The sequence below is a fragment of the Hyphomonas sp. genome, from assembly GCF_046313735.1.
GTDB lineage: Bacteria > Pseudomonadota > Alphaproteobacteria > Caulobacterales > Hyphomonadaceae > Hyphomonas.
In genome coordinates this window covers 1-17,459 of record NZ_JBKBXW010000039.1, presented here as the reverse complement: position 1 = coordinate 17,459, position 17,459 = coordinate 1, and the positions used below count along the sequence as shown (strand labels likewise).

Sequence of the window (17,459 nt, the reverse complement as noted above, 5' to 3'; positions counted from 1 at the left end):
CCTTCCGCTGGGCCGCAAACAGCCGCTCGATCTCCTCGCGCGCCTCGGACAGCTCCACCTTGGTCAGCTCGCGCTCGACTTCAGCCCGGCGCAGCCGGCCGACAAGGAACATCCCCCGCAGCGACCAGCCGAACAACAGCGCCAGAACGGCCGCGCCGCACGCAATAATCCACATATGGGCGATCAGCCAGGTCATTCAGGGCTCCGGTGCTTGATCCTGAGGTCGGTCACGCGGCCATCGGGTCCGCCTGCCGCAGAGGTGATAACCTCCAGGCGGTGGGCTGCGAAACCCGCTTCTGCCATAAACTCTGAAAGCGCGGCCTGGCGCGCAAGGTCAAGTCCCTGTTGCGCGCCGGAACCTGCAGCCGCCAGCTCGAAATGCGTGCCGGCCGGGCACGCTGCCCCCGCCGCCGCCAGCGCATCGAGCGCTGCAGCGCTCTCCCGCGCAATCCGCGCGGTGCCCGGCGCAAAGCTGAGCGGCCCGGCGGCGAGCACAGCCCCCGCCGCCCTCTCGCACGGCGTTGCCGCCCCGGCCGCCTCAAACGCCGCAACCGCCACCAGCGCCCCGCCATCGCCGGGCCCTTCCGCCGCAATGATGCTCCGCTGGCGCAACGGGCTGCGGGCGAGGTCCTCGCGCAGGAAAAACAACCGGCTCGCCGGGGCTTCCCCGGTGAACACGAAACGGCCGAGCGCGCGGTCATAGACCATCTCCCCGCTCGTGAACCCGGCGAAATGCGCCAGACCAGCCGCAATCCCGGCCAGCAACGCCGGATCCGGGGCGCTGCCGGTTTCCATCGCGTCCAGGACGTTCCCCCCTGCCCCCTGCCGCGCAATCGCGAGGATCTGCCGCCGCTCGGCCTCGCCCGGGATCCGCCCGGACAGCACCAGCGCGCCGCCTTCATGGCGCGCCCGCCAGTCGCCCCCGCCGCCCAGCAGGGGCTCGCCCCGGAACGGCGCGGCCACCGACGAGATCGCCGAAACCACCCCCTTGCGCACAGCGGCATCGCGCGTCTCGCCCTCAAGCCGCAGCCGGTGATCGCGGATCTCCGCCCGGCCCGTTTCCAGCTTTGCGAGGTTGCTGATGGCAAGACGCGCCACGCCCTGGAAATTGCCCTCGGGCGCCCCGGCGGCCAGCACCATCTGGTCCTCCACCGCGCTGCGGGCCGCAAGCCTCACTTCCTCCACCAGCCGCCGCCGGATCGCCTGCGAGGGCACATGGCCCGACAGGATGATGAGCCCCTCGCCGGTCTTTTCTGCCTGCCAGACGAAGGGCGACACCGGCGGCGCCGCGCTCGTGCGCCGCTCGACCTGCGTGACGCCGCCGAGGATCAGGCCGCCGGGCCCGCTGCTGCGCAGGATGCGCGCCGCTGCCTCCTGCACGGCATCCTCGGACGGGGCATTCCCGGACAGAACCGCTGTCTGGCCATTCATCCGCACCTCGGCCCAGGCGACATCGGGGCCAGACAGCGCCGCCCTTGCTGCATTCTCAAGCCGGGCTTCAAGGTTTACAGCGCTCTGGGGGGATTGGTAGATGCCCCACCAGACAAGCACGGGCAGGGTCAGGAGGGCAAAGCCACCAATCAGATAGTCAAGCAGGCGCATTACGTCGCTGACCTCCCTGATCCACAATCCGGCACGACCCTCTGCCCCGAGGGATGCCCTAAGCCATAACAGACCGCAAGCCGGAGCCAACAGGCCTCTCCCCCACGATGAAAAATCCGCCCGAATACATCACCAGCCCGTCGAATCCGCTGATCAAGTTGCTGAAAAGCCTAGAGCGGAAGAAGGAGCGCGCCGAAACGGGCCTGTTCCTGGCCGAAGGCGCCCGCATCGTGGCCGAAGGCCTCGCCCGGGGCTGGCACGCCGAAACCGTCGTGATTGCGGCAGATATGGCAGACCGCGCCGCGATTGCGTCCATCGCCGCCAGCGCCGAGGCTGCCGGCGCGCGGGTCGTGCTCGTGCCGGAACGGCTGATGAGCAAGATCACCCAGAAGGACAACGCGCAGAGCGTCGTCGCCGCCTTCCGCCAGCGCCACCTCTCGCTGGCTGACCTGCCGGCCCCGGCCTCCGGCGGCCTCTACATCGCCCTCTTTGAAGTGCGCGACCCCGGCAATCTCGGCACCATCCTGCGCACGGCGGACTGCGCCGGCCTCAGCGGCGTCATCCTCCTCGGCACAACCTGCGACCCCTACAGCTTCGAAGCCGTCCGCGCCTCGATGGGCTCGCTGTTCGACATGCCCTTCGCCGCATCCGGCTTCTGCGACTTTGACACCTGGCGCAAGGCGGCCGGCCTCTCGCTCACTGCCGCCTCGGTCAATGGCACGGTCCGCCATGACGGGGCAGACCTGAACAAAGGCGCCGTCATCCTGATGGGCAATGAACAGGCCGGCCTGCCGGACTGGATCGAGGACGCCTGTGACACCCTCGCCCTCATCCCCATGCGCGGCGGCGCCGACAGCCTGAACCTCGCCCAGGCGAGCGCCGTCATGATCTATGAGGCCTGGCGCCAGCGGGGCTATGCATGAGCCTGCGCACAGAGACCCGCCTCCTCATCGCCGATGACTGGGAGGATTACGCCCTCCTCGACAGCGGCCATCTGCAGAAACTGGAGCGCTTCGGTTCGCAAACCGTGATCCGCCCCGACCCGCAGGCCTTCTGGCAGCCCGCCCGGCCGGTGGAGACCTGGCGCGCCGACGCCCGCTTCGTCACCAAGGCGCAGGACGAGGACGGCGCCGGCAACTGGGAAATCCTCTCCCCCCGCGCCGCCGAAAGCTGGCCGATGCGCTGGAACGGCCTGACCTTCACCGCCCGGCGCACCGCCTTCCGGCATATGGGCGTGTTCCAGGAACACTCCGTACACTGGCGATTTGCGCAAGAAGCGATCCGCGCCGCCCGCCGCCCGGTGAAAGTGCTGAACCTGTTCGGCTATACCGGCATGATGTCGCTGGCCTGCGCCGCCGCCGGCGCCGAAGTGGTCCACCTCGATGCGAGCCCCAAATCCAACGGCTATGGCCGCGAGAACCAGGACCTCTCCGGCCTTGGCGACAAGCCCATCCGCTGGATCGCTGATGATGCCATGAAGTTTGCCGCCCGCGAGATCCGCCGCGGCAACCGCTATGACGCCATCGTGCTCGACCCGCCGAAATTCGGCCGCGGCCCGAAGAACGAAACCTGGCGTTTCGAGGAAGACCTGCCGGCGCTGCTGGACGCCGTCCGCGGCCTGATGAGCGACCGGCCGCTGTTCATCATCGCCACCGCCTATGCCGTACGCCTGTCCTATCTTGCCCTCGCCCAGGCCGTCCGTGACCGGACGGAAGATTTCGGCGGCGTTCTCGAGATGGGCGAGATGGCCCTGCCCCAGCAAGGCTCGGACCGCCTCCTGCCGACGGCGCTCTATGCCCGCTGGCACGCTGGCTGACGCAAAGGCTTAAAGCGGGCTGTCCTCAAGGATCGCCGCGCGCGCCCGCGCAATCCATCCCGGCCCGCCGGAGACGAGGTTCATGCCCGTCCAGGGCTTCGCCTTGCAATGCACGTCCTGCGACCGGAACACGGCATGGCCGATGATCTGCGCGGAGGTATTATCGGCATCCTGCCCAAACGCCTCGCCATTGACGGCATACCGCGTCCGATTGCCCATCACGACACGCTCGGCCGCGCAGTCGAGCCGCACATCATCATATTCCTGCCAGGCAACCTCGCGGCCATAGAGGCTCACCGCGCCCGGCTGGTACACATAGACCATCCGGAACCGGACGATGTCGCCCTCGCGCACCGCTGGCTCGCTGATATAGACCGAGAAGCGCTGCTCCGTCTGGATGATGCGCCGCCATTGCAGGCCGGGCTGCTCGGCCGCGAAAGCACCCGGCGCTGCTGGTGCAGCCGCCGGCGAGCTCGCGCAGGCTGCCGCAGCAGCAAGCCCCAGAGCCATCATCAGTCCACGAATTGATTTCTGCGTCACGGTCCGGTCCCCACCTCAGCCTGCAGCTAGTGTCCGCCGCGACCTATGCAAAACTCCCCCGCCCCCGTCACCCCCCTCATCAGGGGGGGCACGGGGCATCGAGGGGCCGCGATGCCTGGCAACAAGCCCAAAAAGAAAGCGGCGGCCCCGAAGGACCGCCGCCTGCAGTCTTGGCGTTGAGGCCTGCCAGGCAGGCCTCAGGCCGGATCAGAAGCGCAGGTTCACACCCACGAAGGCCGCGCGGCCAACCACGTCATAGGTCGACGGGTCGGTGTTGGCCTGGATGTTCGGCGAGTAGAGACGCGGCTGCTGGTCGAGCAGGTTGTTGATACCTGCGCGCAGTGTCACGAAGTCCGTCAGCGCATAGGTACCGTTCAGGTCGAGATACCAGGTTGCCGGCACCGGGGTGTTGGTCAGCGGGCTGCCGCCTGTGACCGTTCCGGCGTGCTTCATGTTGTCGATGTAGCGCGTGCGCAGGTTCATGTTCACACGGTCGTTTGAATAGCCCGTGTTGAGCGTGAATTTCCACTCCGGCGTTGCCGAACCCGTGCCCGAACCGATCGTGCCAACGAAGTCGTTGACCGGGTCAACGTTCGTCGTCTGGCTCGTGGACTTCTCAACCCAGGTTGCGATCAGGTTCCAGTTCAGGGCGCCCATGGTGCCGAGGTCCACACCCCAACGCGCGGTCACGTCGACGCCGCTCGTTTCGAGGAAGGCCTGGTTCCGGGAGAACTGCTGCAGGTTGATGACGCCGCCATCGCTCTGGTCACGCTGGAACAGCGTACACCAGATGTTGCTGGGGTCGAAGTTCGGGTTCGCACCATCTCGGTTGAAGCAGCGCTGGACGATCGTTGCCGCGCCGACCGACGCGATGACATCTTCCAGTTCGATGGCCCAGTAGTCGACCGTCAGGCCGAGGCTCTCCACGAAGGAGTTCCCGGTGAAGGGCGAGCTGGCCACGAAGCCGAAGGTGTAGGAGTTCGAGGTCTCCGGCTGCAGCTGGTCGTTGCCGCCGACGAGACCGCGGGCCTGGCCAGCGGGCTGGACATAGTTCGGGCCACCGGCAACTGCCGACTGCACCGCACAAAGTGCAGCAACCTGCGCACCATTCGGACCGCCACGACCGAAGGAAGCGGTCAGGTTAGCACCCGTGGTGTTGCAGGGGTCCTGGTTGGTGAAGTTCGGGAAGTTGTTCAGCACCGGAGCGAACAGCTCGGTGATGCTCGGTGCCCGGATGGCTTTCTGATAGCCACCGCGGAAGCGGAAGTTATCGTTGACCTTCCAGTCGCCGTTGATCTTGTAGGTGTCGGACGAGCCCGAACGGCTGTTGTCCGTCACCCGGTAGCCGAGCGTCAGGTTCAGCTCTTCGATGAAGGGCAGGTCTTTCAGCACCGGAACGAGTGCCTCGGTGTAGGCGTCGTACCAGTCGAGATAGCCGGAGGTCGGCAGCTGCTCGTTGAAGCCGGCCACAACGCCCGGCGTCAGGCCGGAGTCAGGCAGGAAGTTGAAGTCGAGTTCGCGGTACTGGACACCGAAAGCAGCCTGGATCGGGCCAGCCGGCAGTTCGATGACTTCGCCCTGGATCACAGCTTCGATGATCTGCTGTTCGATCTCGGTGAGGTTTTTCGCCCGCAGCGAGATGCGATCCCGGCAAGCCTGGCTGATCGGCGCAGCGCCGAACAGGTTGAGGCCGCCAGCACAGAGCGAGGCGCCGCCATCGGCTGCGTTCAGCAGTTCGCGGGTGCGGTCCAGACGGACGTTACCGCCCTGAATCTCGTTCAGCGACGAACGGCCATACGACCAGTAAACGTCATAGGTCCAGGTCTCGGTGCCGAGCAGCGAACCGTCAAAGCCCAGCGTCATTTGCCAGACATTGTGGTCCGTCGCGCCGGTCCGGCCGCCCAGATCGTTGAAACGCTTGTTGAAGGTGAACGGAGCATCCGGGTTCGGCCGCGATGCGAGCAGCGCCGCCAGCTGCGGCCCGATGAAGGGGTTGGTGACCGGCACGGTGCCGACAGCTGCCGGCGTCGGGGCCAGCTCCTGGGTGGCGTTGTAGTTGGTGAAGATGAACTGGCCATAGGCCCGGACATAGTCGTTCACCTGATAGTCCGCCGAAGTGTAGACGTTCCAACGGTTCAGCGGCAGGACGAGGTTGTTGTCCGGCTCGAAGTTGTAGGAGAAGAAGTCAGGGAAGAAGCGGGTCGCAATGTCCGACTGCGGGCCGGTATAGCCGACCACGTTGCGGTTCGGGTTGCCGCCAACGCCGACGCAGAACAGCGAGCCATCGGGGTTAAAGCCGTAGGTGCCGCCAGCGTTACACTGGTTTGCGCCGAAGATGGCAGCCACAGCTGCGTCGCTCGGTGCGTTCGTGCCGGGCACGAAAGAGCCGCCCGGGAAGATGCCGGTCGCGCTGCTGGCCTGGGCCGAGAAGGCACGTGCGCCTTTGCCGACGACTTCACGGGTGAAGTAGTTCATCGACAGGATGGCATTGCCGCGGCCCTCGGCAAACGAGCTGCCCATGGTGACGCCTGCGCCCCACTCGACCGCATCGCCTTCTTCCAGCGCTGCGCGGTACTGGCCGTCGAACTCGACTCCCTCGAAGTCCTTGCGCAGGATGAAGTTGGCAACACCGGCCACAGCGTCAGCGCCGTAGGTCGAAGCGGCACCGCCGGTGATCACTTCGACGCGCTCGATCAGAGCAGCGGGGATGGTGTTGATGTCAACCGTACCGCCCGCGAAGGAGGGCATGCCACGGCGGCCATCGACGAGGACGAGGTTACGGCCCGAACCAAGACCGCGAAGGTCCAGAACGGCGCGGCCGTTGGAGCTCGGGTTGTTCGACTGCGACGACAGGCTGGGCGTGATCTGCGGCAGCGTGTTGAGGTACTGCTCGACCGTGGTCAGACCGCTGGTCGTGAACGCATCCTGGCCAACCGTGACGATCGGGCTCTCTGCAACTTCGTCGCGGCGGACGAGGCGCGAGCCGGTGACGGTGATGCGCTGCTGGCGCGCTTCGCCTTCAACGTCGGTCGACGACACGGTCTCGACGGGCGTTTCATCGACTTCCTGCGCTGCGGCCATCGGGCCGCCGACTGCCAGCATCGCGCCGGCAAACAGGGTCGACGACAGCAGCCGCTTTTTCCAAGTAGCTTCGTTCAAGTTAACCTCCAAAAAAATTGCGCGCCCGAGCGAAGACAGGCTTCAGCGCAGTTCTGAGCGTTCGATGTCAGCCCGACTCCCGGACCTTACCGCGCAGTAACCAAAGCCGTGCGGTGGCAGTCAACCACAGTGTCGCAAAACCTTCGACAAATTCTCCGAGTGTGACTAATTAGCTGCAGATTGCAGGGAATACAGGCCGGCAGCTGGCGGAAAACTGAACCAGCCGGTAGCGGTTGGGAAGAAATCGAGCAAGATTGTTCCCGGCATGGTCGCCGGAGAGAAACAAATGGCCCTTTACAAAACGTTGACGCAATCGCTCGGCTTCGTGATTCTGGCGACATACGCCGCTTCCCCGGCGTTCGCGCAGCCGTCTGATCCGATGGCGGGGGTGTACGCGTGTCGCGCTGTCGAAAATGATGCCGAGCGCCTCGCCTGTTTTGACAAGGCTGTCACAGAGCTTCAGCAGCGCCAGCAGGCCGGCGAGGTCCAGGCCATCGACACCGCCGCGATCGAGCAACTTGAGCGCGACTCCTTCGGCCTGTCCCTGCCCAGCCTCGGCGCATTGCTGCAGCGGAGCGGAGACGGCCAGCGCGGCGAAGTCACCGAAGTCACCGAAAAAGTCCGCTCGGCGCGGATCAGCAATGTGTCGCAGCGCGCCATCGTGACCCTCGAGAACGGGCAGGTCTGGGAACAGATCGACACGACCCGTGTCAACGCCTCGACCCTCCGGCGCGCCTCCGAGGCCCGCATCCGGCGCGCGGCGCTGGGCAGCTTCCTGATGAATATTGACGGCAGCCCGGCCTTCCGGGTGAAGCGCGTTTCCTGACGCCGCCGCGCCCTCAGGCGGGCACGAGGTCGAAGGCCATGGTCAGCCTCGGCTCGTCCCCGCTGAACGGCTCGGTGCCGTGCCACATATAGGACGGGAACAGCGCCACCAGCCCGGGCTCGGGGCGCACCCAGTGTTCGGCGGGAAGCGCCTCCGGCAGGCTCAGCCCCGGCTTGCCGAACCGCAGCCATCCTTCCCGGCCGCCGGCATTCACCGCGCCGGGCAGTTCGATATAGCAGGCCGAGGAAATCCACCCCTCCTGGTGCACATGGTCGACATGATAGCCGCCCGGCCGCAGCCAGACCGACCAGCTGCCCGCAACCTGCGCCCGGCCGGTATTGCGGCCCGGCAGCGGCCCCTCCCCCTGCCCCAGCGCCTCCAGATAGGCGCCCAGCGGACCTGACAGCGCCTCGCCGAATGCGGCGAGAGCCGGGCTCTGCAGCTGCAGCACATCCGGAAGCTGGCTGCCCTGGCGCAGCGAATGCCCGAACGGATGGGTCCGGAACGGATGCGCCGCTTTCAGTTCCGCCGCCAGCTGCGCGACATAAGCCTCAAGGCTCGTCCACCCCTCCGGCACGCTCAGCGGGCGCGCCTGCACGAACCGGTCATAATCGTAGAGCGCCCGGTAGCGGGCATCGCCCATCATCCGCCAGGCTGTGGCCAGCAGCGCGCGCACATGCTGCAGGCCCGGAAACTGCGCTGACAGGGGTGAAAGAATTTGCTCTGCACCCGGCGCATCCCCGGCCGCCAGCCGCGCGCGGGCAAGCGCCTCCCGCGTTGCCGGATCGGCCGGCGCGGTTCGCACAGCGGCTTCCGCAAACCGGATCGCCAGGGCCGGGTCGCCCGCTTCGGCAGACAGGTGCGCCGCATAGGCAAGCATTTGCACCGGGCAGCCCGGCTCTTCCGCCGGCCCCACAAGGGCCCCCAGCGCTGCAGGAACATCGCCCATGAATTCCAGCGCCTGCGCCTTCACCATCAGCAGCATCGGGTCCGCCCCCGGCCGGCGCAGGGCCGCCTCCAGACCGCGCAGCGCCTGAAACCGGTCTGCCGTGGTCATCCAGATCAGCTGCGCCGCCTCGAACTGCGCCGGCAGCGCATTCGGCCGGCGCCGCAGCACTTCGCGGTAGGCCCGGCGCGCCGCGTCCAGCTCGCCCCGCCCCATCTCTGCCCGCGCCAGCACCAGCCAGGTTTCCGGTGCGTCGAGTCCCGTCTTCAGCGCCCGGGCCGCGATCTCTGCCGCCTCCTTGTGCTGGCCGAGATCGCCCAGCAGGCTGGCGAGGTTGTGAAGCGCCACGCCGTTCGTGGGAAACCGCTGCGCCGCCTGCCGGTAGAGGCCAAGGGCTTCCTCCACCCGGCCGGCGGCTTTCAGCTGACCCGCCTGGCGGGTGAGGGCTTCCAGGGTCACCAGCATCGCCGTGCCTACACCATCACGAAGGTGACGATCACGAGCAGCCCGCCGAGAATCGAGACGACCACAAAGCCGGCGAAGAGCAGGAAAGTGGCCCTCAGGCCGGCCAGGATATGCCCGGTATCATACGCCACCCGCAGCGTGCGGCCGAGATACGCGAACATCGCCGGGATTGCCACGAGAGGCGAGAAAGGCGCGAATTTCGGAAAGGCCACGGACGCCAGCACAAGCGCGCCGAGCAGCACATGCAGGAAGGTCTGGAAATGCAGGCCGGTGATCAGGTTGTCATAGATGTATTTCCGCCGATGCCAGGCATAGGAAAAAGCCAGCAGCAGCGAGAAGACCGGCATGAACAGCAGCGTCAGGCGCGGGGCCCATTCCTTCAGCCGCTGGGCCACCCTTGTCTGGTTCTCGTAAATCCGCACCACCCGGTCTGCCGAGGCCTGCGCGGCGGCGACCTGAGCGGGGGGCATCTCCGGCCCGGCTTCTTCGGCGATCGCCGCGCGCAGCATCTCCCGGTCGATCGACCCGTCCGGCCGGATGAACTGCCTCATCACATCGCCGCTGCGCGCTTCCTCCAGCGCCGCCTCGACCGCCGCGCGCTGCGCGGGATCCAGCACCGCCTCATCCAGCCGGGCGCGCAATTCCGTGACCGCCTCATCATCGCCGAGCGACAGGGTGACGCCATCAAACTGCATCGTCCGGCCAGAGATCATCGCCGGATTGAAGCGGAACTCCAGCATCCAGGGCTGGCGCTCCAGCACGCCGAACACGATGATGTAGAAAATCACCGAGGACAGCAGGAACAGCCGGAAGGGCGGCACATAGCGGGCCCGCTTGCCGTCGATATAGTCCCGCGTCACCCGCCCCGGCCGGAAGAGCAGCGCGGGCAGGGTGCGCCACAATCGGCCATCAAAGGCGAACAGGTCGCCGATGCTGCTGGCAATCAGGCTGTAGCCCGGGCGCTGGAAGCTCGCGCCCAGCTGGCCGCAGGCAGGGCAGAAGCGTTCGGTGACCAGCGTGCCGCAATTGCGACACGGCTCGCCGGTGTCCACCGGATGACGCATTCCGCTGCTGAGCGCCCCGGCCGAAGCAAGGCCCGCAGCTTCCGCGTCATGCTCCACCCTGCCCTCCTGCGCAGCGCGCTGTCAGCTCACTCAGCCTTCATACCATCCCGGCAAAGGAACCGCGAGCGGTGGTTGTTCTTGGCATTGCCCACCCAGCCGGTCAGCGTCGGGTCGACAAGGTCCTGCGTCACCTGGTTCCACATCGGCGTGATGGGATAGTCTTCCAGCATCAGCTTTTCCGCCTCGGCAAACAGCTCGGCGCGGCGCACAAGGTCGAGCTCCCGGATCGCAGCCTCGATCAGCCGGTCATATTCGGGATTGGCATAGCCGCTATAGTTCTGCTGCCCGGTCTCCGACATCAGCAGGTAAAGGAAGTTCAGCGGGTCGTCATAATCGGCGAGCCAGGCCCCATCAGCGACCACGAAATCCTTCTCCCGCAGGCGCGCATACAGCACTTTAGTATCCTGCCGCACGATCACCGGCTGGACCCAGTTGCCGATCTCGGCCCAGTTCTGCTGGGCGATGGGCGCGACCTTCGGATTGTCGCCGGTCGAGCGGTGGATGAATTCGAAGCGCAGCGGATTGCCCGGGCCATAGCCGGCTTCCTGCAGCAGGGCGCGCGCCTGTTCGAGGCGCTCGGCGCGCGGCGTCTCCGCCCAGTAGACGGCCGGACGATCCGTCTCGTAATTCGCCATGGCCGGCGGCACCAGCGCATAGGCCGGCTGGAAGCCCGGCGCCAGAACGCTGCGGACCATGAACTCCCGGTCGAGGGCCAGCGACAGCGCCTTGCGCACGCGCACATCGTCAAACGGCGTGCGCTCCATATTGAAGCTCCAATAGGTGGTCAGCAGGCCGGGATAGGTGCGCGGCCAGCCGGGGAAACGCGCCTCGATCTCGGCCTGGCGGGCGCCGGAGAAGAAATTGTTGATGTCGAGTTCGCCGGCCGCGATCTTGTTCTCGACGGCGGTCTCATTCTCGAGCTCGAAATAGACGACCCGGTCGAAACAGGCTTCCGCCGCGCCGAAGCCGGTCGGGTTCTTTTCCGAGACGAGCTGGTCGCCCGTGCGCCAGAAGGCCAGCCGGTAGGGTCCGTTGACCACGATGTTCTCCGGCCGGATCCAGGCATCGCCGTAGCGTTCCACCGCATGGCGCGGCACCGGGAAGGTCGTGTAATGCGTCAGCAGGCCGAGGAAGTAAGGCGCCGGGGAATCCAGCGTGATTTCCAGCGTCTTGTGGTCAATCGCCCGCACGCCAAGCTGCTCGGGCGGCACCTCGCCGGCATTCACCGCCTGCGCATTGCGGATCAGCCAGAGGAGCGAGGCATATTGCGAGGCCGTTTCCGGCAGCTGGATGCGCCGCATCGCAAACTCGAAATCGTGCGCCGTGACGGGCACCCCGTCCGACCAGACATAATCACCCAGATGGAAGGTCCAGACCGTTCCGGTCTCGTCGGTTTCCCAGCGCTCGGCCATGCCGGGAACAGGCTGGCCGTCCACCCCGTCGGTCATCAGGCCGATGATCATGTCGCCGATGACGATGTTTTCCCAGGCGGCGGAGGATTTGTGCGGATCGAGCGTGTCGACCTTGGCCGAGATGCCGCGCCGGAGGGTGGGCACATCATCGCCGCGCGGGCCGCCACAGGCTGCAAGGCCGAGCACGAGGAGCGAGGCTGCCGCTCCGGCCATCAGGGATTTCAGGGTCATCGCGTTGTCACTCCTCAACTGGATGGCCGGCCGCCTCCGCAGCTCATGACCGTTCTGTCACCCTTGGTGCCAGACCGGGGGCAAGCTGCAAAGACTTCGCCGCACAAATGTCAGTTACTGACCGTCCTTGCCCCGCAACGAGCGCGCAAGGGGAAGGTTTGCCGCAGCCGCCCCATTCAGGAGGCAAGTTCGAAATGCGAGCGCGGGGTCGGCGCCGCATCCGGCGAAGCGACAACGCCCCGGCGGATCAGGTCCATCATGTGGCCGAGCACGCTCATCGCGGCGGCCGGGTGCAGGCGCTTGTCGACCTCGGCATAAAGCACCGAGACAATATCCGGAATGTGCGTCACGCCCGCCTGCATCTGCGCCAGGATGGCCGCCTCGCGCGCTTTGCGGTGATTGGCGTATTCAGTGATGAAGGTGTTGACGAAGTCCCTGCCCCGCACCGCCTCGCCATGCGTCGGCCAGAGCGTCTCGAAGCCGCGCGCGCGGATCTTCTCGAGGCTCGCCATATAGTCGCCCATGTCGCCATCCGGCGGCGAGACGACCGTGGTGGACCAGCCCATGATATGGTCGCCGGTGAAACAGGCGTTTTCCTCATGCAGGGCAAAGCAGAGATGGTTGGACGTATGGCCCGGCGTCTCGATCGCCTCCAGCGTCCAGCCGGGGCCTTCGAAGATATGGCCGTCGCGAACATAGACATCCGGCACGAAGCGCAGGTCATCCGGGCTGCCAAGCTCGTCCTTGGCGGTGTGGACGCCGTTATTCCAGGCATAGGTGCAGCAGCCGGCCCATTCGGCCAGCACCGGCGCCAGCGGGGAATGGTCGGAATGGCCGTGGGTGACGAGCACATGGCTGACCGTTTCGCCCTCGAGGGCGCGCTTGAGCGCCTCGAAATGCTCCTTCAGGTCCGGGCCGGGATCAATCACCGCAACGCGCCCCTGCCCGATGATGTAGACGCCGGTGCCGGTATAGGTGAACGGGCCGGGATTGTTCGCGATCACGCGGCGGATCAGCGGCGAGACCTGATCGACGCGGCCATACTCGAACTCGATCTCGCGAATGAAGGGAATTGCCATACTGTTCCTCGAACCCGTGTGCCGGGGGAGCGATCAGCGCGGCGCCGCTGCGAACGTCTCGGCGAAGGCCCGCGCCATCCGCCTTGTGGCCCGGAGTTTCGCCCCGAGCTTCAGCGCAACTGGCGGGCCCATATCGGTCTTGTTCGCATCGACGATGAAGATCTTCCCCGTCGCCTTGTCGCGTAGGACATCCACCCCGCCCCAGTCGAGCCCGATTTCGGCAGCAAAGGCCTCGATCACGGTGATTTCATCAGCTGAATAGCAATTCTTCGGCTCGTCGAGCAGCACTTCGACATTCTCGTTGAGGAAACGGCGCGCCAGCGGGCGGCGCTTGCGGAACACGATGATCGCCTTCCCACCGACGAGGCAGCAGCGCAGGTCCTCGACCAGCCCGCCGGGAATTTCGTTGTCGATCAGGCGCTGATAGGTCTTGCCCGGCACCGGTGCGTCCAGCGGGCCTTCGAGCACGCGGCCATCATGGGCGGCGTTCAGCTCGGATTTCTCAACCATCCGGCCCATGAAGGTGCGCGGATCGACCGCCAGCCCCTCGCCGCTGACCTTCTCGAAGGCCGCCGCGACGCGGGATTTGGAGATGTCCGTGCAGTTGAAGTTCAGGAGGTGGGCGCCGGGGCGCACGCGCGGCAGGCTGTTATGGGTCTCGGTCGAATCATCGAACTGCATGACGATGTCGGCCTCGGCCGTGTCATCGACGAGCCTGGCGCCGGAAACATGCATCACCGACCAGATGAAATACCAGGGCCGGGGCTTGTCCGGATGGAAGGCCATGCGCGGGCGGCGGTGACCGGCCAGCATCCGCGAAGTGCGCCAGGTCTGGACGAAGAAATAAAAGCAGAACCAGGTGAAGATGCTGTGCAGCAGCGCCAGGTCCGGAACAATCCGGTGGCCGGTTTTCTTGACCAGGATTGTGCCTGCATCAAACTTGAAATCGTCGGTCCACAAGCGGCCTGACATTGCCTTTACTCCTGGTGCCTCAGCATCCGGCCCCATGCGGGCATTTCCCTTGCACGGCTCTGCCTCCGCTTCAACACCCGCTTTGCGGCGCAACTGTGTCGGGGCCCTCAACTTACAGTAACTTAGAGCAGGTCGCGCAGGCTGGAGAGGTCATATCCGGCCCCCGCTGCGGCCTCGATGATGTCGTCAGCGGCGCCCTGCCCCGCATGGCCCAGCGCCCAGGCGGTGACCGAGCGGGTGCCGGTGCGGCAATAGGCGAGCACGGGCTGGGGCGCCTCGTTCAGGATATGGTTCATCCGCTCGACGATTTCCGGCGTCGGGGCGCCTGAGAATGGCAGCGCCGCAAAGGTCAGCCCGAGCGCCTCCGCCTTGACGCGGATCGCGCCCATGCGCGGCTGGTCCACCCCGCCTTCACCGTCCGGGCGGTTGGCGATCAGCGTCTTGAAACCTGCTGCGGCAATCGCCTCGACATCCTCTTCGGTGATCTGCGGGGCGACCGCGAAATCCGGAGTGACGCGCCGAATGTCAACCATGCTCGAAAACTCCTGAACTTGCAGCCGATTGCTTGATCCCGCCGCCTGGCAAGCTAGGAAGGAAGTGGGGCCTTGCCAAGCCGGGCGTGGCTTAGACCGTTCAACCCTTTGTGACCAGAGGCTATCCGCCGGTGAAAACGCTGCAGCGCGCCGTACGACGTATTCCCTGGGGCTATACCGCCCGGCGCCTGCTGATCGCGATTCCGACGATGCTGGCCATCATCACGGTCGCCTTCCTGATGATGCGCGCCGCGCCCGGCGGACCGTTCGATTCAGACCGCCGCCTGCCCCCGGCCACCGAGCGGGCGATTGCCGAGAAGTTCGGCTTCGACAAGCCGCTGCACGAGCAATACTTCTCCTATGTCGCCGGTGTCGTGCAGGGCGATTTCGGCCCCTCCTACAAGACGCTCGGCAAGAGCGTGAACGAGCTGATCGCAGACGGCCTGCCGATTTCGCTGGCGCTTGGCAGCCTGACCATGCTGGTCGCGCTGATCCTCGGCACCGCGCTCGGGATATTCGCGGGCCTCAGGCAGAATACAGCGGGCGATTATGGCGTGATGGGGGTCGCCATGGCAGGCATCTCCATCCCCACCTTCGTGACGGGCCCGATCTTCATCCTCATCTTCGCCCTCGGCGCCGGCATCTTTGCCGTGGGCGGGCTCGGCACATGGCCGAACATCGGCATGAGCTGGCACAACATGACCCTGCCGGTGCTGACCCTCGCCCTGCCGCAGATCGCCATTATCTCGCGCCTGATGCGCGCCTCGATCATCGAGACGATGCGCTCCAACCATATCCGCACCGCCCGCGCCAAGGGCCTCGCCGAGCGCGACGTGATCCTCCGCCACGCCCTGCCGGCCGCGCTGATGCCGCTCGTCTCCTATGCCGGCCCCGCGACCGCCAAGGTGATGACCGGCTCGGTCGTGATCGAGAAGATCTTCGGCCTGCCGGGCCTTGGCAGCTATTTCGTCGATGGGGCGCTCAACCGCGACTATACCCTCGTGATGGGGGCAATCATCGTCTATGCGGCGCTGATCATCGTGCTCAACCTCATTGCCGACATCCTCTATGCGATGCTCGACCCGAAAGTGAAGTACGACTGATGGCGAGCCTCGATCCGATCCTCGACCCCACCGGCCGCGCCGAAACCGTGCGCACCGCCATCACCGGCGGCCGCTCGCTCTGGGATGATGCCCGCGCGCGCCTTTTCCGCAACAAGGCGGCCGTCGCCTCGATGTGGGTGCTCGGCTTCATCGTGCTGATGGCCGTGTTCGGCCCGATGGTGTGGGTGCATGACTACCGCACGATTTCCGACGCCCGGATGATCGCGCCGACGCTGCAGAACTGGCACATCCTGGGCACCGACCTGCAGGGCCGCGACCTGATGGCCCGCCTTATGGTCGGCCTGCGCATCTCGCTCACGGTCGGCCTCGTCGCCACACTCGTCAGCCTCATCATCGGCGTCACCTGGGGCGCCACCGCCGGCTATCTCGGCGGCCGGGTCGACAATTTCATGATGCGCATTGTCGATGTGCTCTATGCCCTGCCCTTCATCTTCTTTGTCATCCTGCTGCTGACGGTGTTCGAGCGCAACATCGTGCTGATCTTCGCCGCCATCGGCGCCATCGAATGGCTGACCATGAGCCGCATCGTGCGCGGCCAGACGCTCGCCCTGAAAGGCAAGGAATTCATCGAGGCGGCCCGCGCCGCCGGTGTCTCGCAGGCCGGCATCATCACGCGCCACATCCTGCCGAATGTCATCGGCCCGGTCGCGGTCTATGTGACGCTGACGATCCCCGTCGTGATCCTTGCGGAGAGCTTCCTCTCCTTCCTCGGCCTCGGCGTGAACGAGCCGCTGACTTCGCTGGGCGTGCTGATCTCCGAGGGCACGCGCGTGATGGAAGAAAAGCCCTGGATCCTGATTGCTCCGGCGGTCGTCATGTCGGTCACGCTGCTCTGCCTGAACTTCATCGGCGACGGCCTGCGCGACGCGCTCGATCCCAAGGAACGCTGAGCCGCCCGCCAGACTCTGCGGCGCAAGCAAGGCCCTATCCACGTTTTTGAAGCCGGCTTCGCCCGGCCACCAAGCTTTTTCCATGTCACCCCGGCGAACGCCGGGGCCCAGTATTTTATGGGGTTTCACAGCTCCAAACCGGGCGCGCCCTGAAAGCTCCGCAGCCGGGCACCCGGAAAAACCACCCCTCCCAATCCGACCGGGTTCGCCCCATGCGATACTCCTCTTCGAAGCCGGGCTTTCCGGCTTCGGGTCGGCCGTCCGGGTTATGGGAGTCTCCCGGCCGGCCAAACTGCGGATGGGGACGGCTCCGTGGCCACGGGGACAGAACTGTCAAACCTTGAATATCCTACCGTCCCCGGACATGATGGGCCCCAGCCCCTTCCGCAGGACCTCAAGGCCAGCAAAACCGGAAGGGGAAGCCCTGTCCGGCTGAAGCTGTTTCAATCCTGTTATCCGTATGCGTCTTACTTTGTCATCCCGGCGAACGCCGGGACCCAGACTCACAAGCGCCGCACTCAACGTCTCTGGGCCCCGGCGTCCGCCGGGGTGACATGGAGTAGGGCAGTTGACCCAGCCCCCGGAATTCCGGCCATGAATTTGCAGACTCTCTCGATTAGATGCTCTGAGACCCAAGTCTGGACCACTACCGGCTAGAGTTTTCCGGCCTTTTTCACACTGGCGGACTGGTGACGCCAGCATGATTGATCAGCGCCGCCGGGGGTTTGTTCCCGATGGCG

The 17,459-nt window shown here is 66.0% G+C and carries 15 protein-coding genes; 5 read left to right on the top strand and 10 right to left on the bottom strand.

Annotation, left to right across the window (positions count from 1 at the left end):
* Together ACK4SV_RS15325 and ACK4SV_RS15320 are read right to left on the bottom strand one after the other, a co-directional pair.
* The coding region (locus ACK4SV_RS15325) for a hypothetical protein (RefSeq protein WP_409918719.1) at positions 1–196 on the bottom strand (196 nt) is incomplete at its 3' end.
* Complete coding sequence (locus ACK4SV_RS15320; protein WP_409918718.1) at positions 193–1,602, bottom strand: hypothetical protein; 1,410 nt, start codon at positions 1,600–1,602, stop codon at positions 193–195. The genes ACK4SV_RS15325 and ACK4SV_RS15320, both read right to left, overlap by 4 nt.
* Positions 1,603–1,709: 107 nt before the next feature.
* Between ACK4SV_RS15320 and ACK4SV_RS15315 the strand changes: the two genes are divergently transcribed.
* Positions 1,710–2,525 (top strand): TrmH family RNA methyltransferase, encoded by an 816-nt coding sequence (locus ACK4SV_RS15315; protein ID WP_409918717.1) that lies wholly within the window; start codon positions 1,710–1,712, stop codon positions 2,523–2,525.
* Positions 2,522–3,418 (top strand): class I SAM-dependent methyltransferase, encoded by an 897-nt coding sequence (locus ACK4SV_RS15310; protein WP_409918716.1) that lies wholly within the window; start codon positions 2,522–2,524, stop codon positions 3,416–3,418. The genes ACK4SV_RS15315 and ACK4SV_RS15310 overlap by 4 nt, the downstream gene beginning before the upstream one ends.
* A gap of 9 nt (positions 3,419–3,427) precedes the next feature.
* Here the strand turns inward: ACK4SV_RS15310 and ACK4SV_RS15305 are convergent, their stop codons facing one another.
* Both ACK4SV_RS15305 and ACK4SV_RS15300 read right to left on the bottom strand, forming a co-directional pair.
* Positions 3,428–3,958, bottom strand: a complete 531-nt coding sequence (locus ACK4SV_RS15305; RefSeq protein WP_409918715.1) for a hypothetical protein — start codon at positions 3,956–3,958, stop codon at positions 3,428–3,430.
* Positions 3,959–4,165: 207 nt separating this feature from the next.
* Positions 4,166–7,117, bottom strand: coding sequence for a TonB-dependent receptor domain-containing protein (locus ACK4SV_RS15300; protein WP_409918714.1), 2,952 nt, complete (start codon positions 7,115–7,117; stop codon positions 4,166–4,168).
* Between the two features lie 286 nt (positions 7,118–7,403).
* On the opposite strand from ACK4SV_RS15300, the gene ACK4SV_RS15295 reads away from it, so the two are divergent.
* Entirely contained in the window at positions 7,404–7,943 is a 540-nt protein-coding gene (locus tag ACK4SV_RS15295; RefSeq protein ID WP_409918713.1) for a hypothetical protein, read from the top strand.
* A 13-nt stretch (positions 7,944–7,956) separates the two neighbouring features.
* On the opposite strand, the gene ACK4SV_RS15290 is transcribed toward ACK4SV_RS15295, so the two are convergent.
* From ACK4SV_RS15290 to ACK4SV_RS15265, 6 genes are all read right to left on the bottom strand, one after another.
* Complete coding sequence (locus ACK4SV_RS15290; RefSeq protein WP_409918712.1) at positions 7,957–9,354, bottom strand: 2OG-Fe(II) oxygenase family protein; 1,398 nt, start codon at positions 9,352–9,354, stop codon at positions 7,957–7,959.
* 8 nt (positions 9,355–9,362) lie between these two features.
* A complete protein-coding gene (locus ACK4SV_RS15285) occupies positions 9,363–10,475 on the bottom strand; it encodes a DUF3667 domain-containing protein (protein WP_409918711.1) in 1,113 nt (370 codons plus the stop codon).
* 29 nt (positions 10,476–10,504) lie between these two features.
* Positions 10,505–12,121 (bottom strand): peptide ABC transporter substrate-binding protein, encoded by a 1,617-nt coding sequence (locus ACK4SV_RS15280; protein WP_409918710.1) that lies wholly within the window; start codon positions 12,119–12,121, stop codon positions 10,505–10,507.
* A gap of 176 nt (positions 12,122–12,297) precedes the next feature.
* The gene (locus tag ACK4SV_RS15275; RefSeq protein WP_409918709.1) at positions 12,298–13,200 is read right to left on the bottom strand and encodes an MBL fold metallo-hydrolase; all 903 of its coding nucleotides are present in this window, start codon (positions 13,198–13,200) and stop codon (positions 12,298–12,300) included.
* A 33-nt stretch (positions 13,201–13,233) separates the two neighbouring features.
* Positions 13,234–14,172 (bottom strand): hypothetical protein, encoded by a 939-nt coding sequence (locus tag ACK4SV_RS15270; protein ID WP_409918708.1) that lies wholly within the window; start codon positions 14,170–14,172, stop codon positions 13,234–13,236.
* Between the two features lie 122 nt (positions 14,173–14,294).
* Positions 14,295–14,705 carry a TIGR01244 family sulfur transferase gene (locus ACK4SV_RS15265; RefSeq protein ID WP_409918707.1) on the bottom strand — a complete coding sequence of 137 codons (411 nt, stop codon included), beginning with the start codon at positions 14,703–14,705 and terminating at the stop codon, positions 14,295–14,297.
* A gap of 131 nt (positions 14,706–14,836) precedes the next feature.
* On the opposite strand from ACK4SV_RS15265, the gene ACK4SV_RS15260 reads away from it, so the two are divergent.
* Both ACK4SV_RS15260 and ACK4SV_RS15255 read left to right on the top strand, forming a co-directional pair.
* Positions 14,837–15,808, top strand: a complete 972-nt coding sequence (locus tag ACK4SV_RS15260) for an ABC transporter permease (RefSeq protein ID WP_409918706.1) — start codon at positions 14,837–14,839, stop codon at positions 15,806–15,808.
* Complete coding sequence (locus ACK4SV_RS15255) at positions 15,808–16,719, top strand: ABC transporter permease (RefSeq protein WP_409918705.1); 912 nt, start codon at positions 15,808–15,810, stop codon at positions 16,717–16,719. The genes ACK4SV_RS15260 and ACK4SV_RS15255 overlap by 1 nt, the downstream gene beginning before the upstream one ends.
* Positions 16,720–17,459 lie beyond the last annotated feature (740 nt).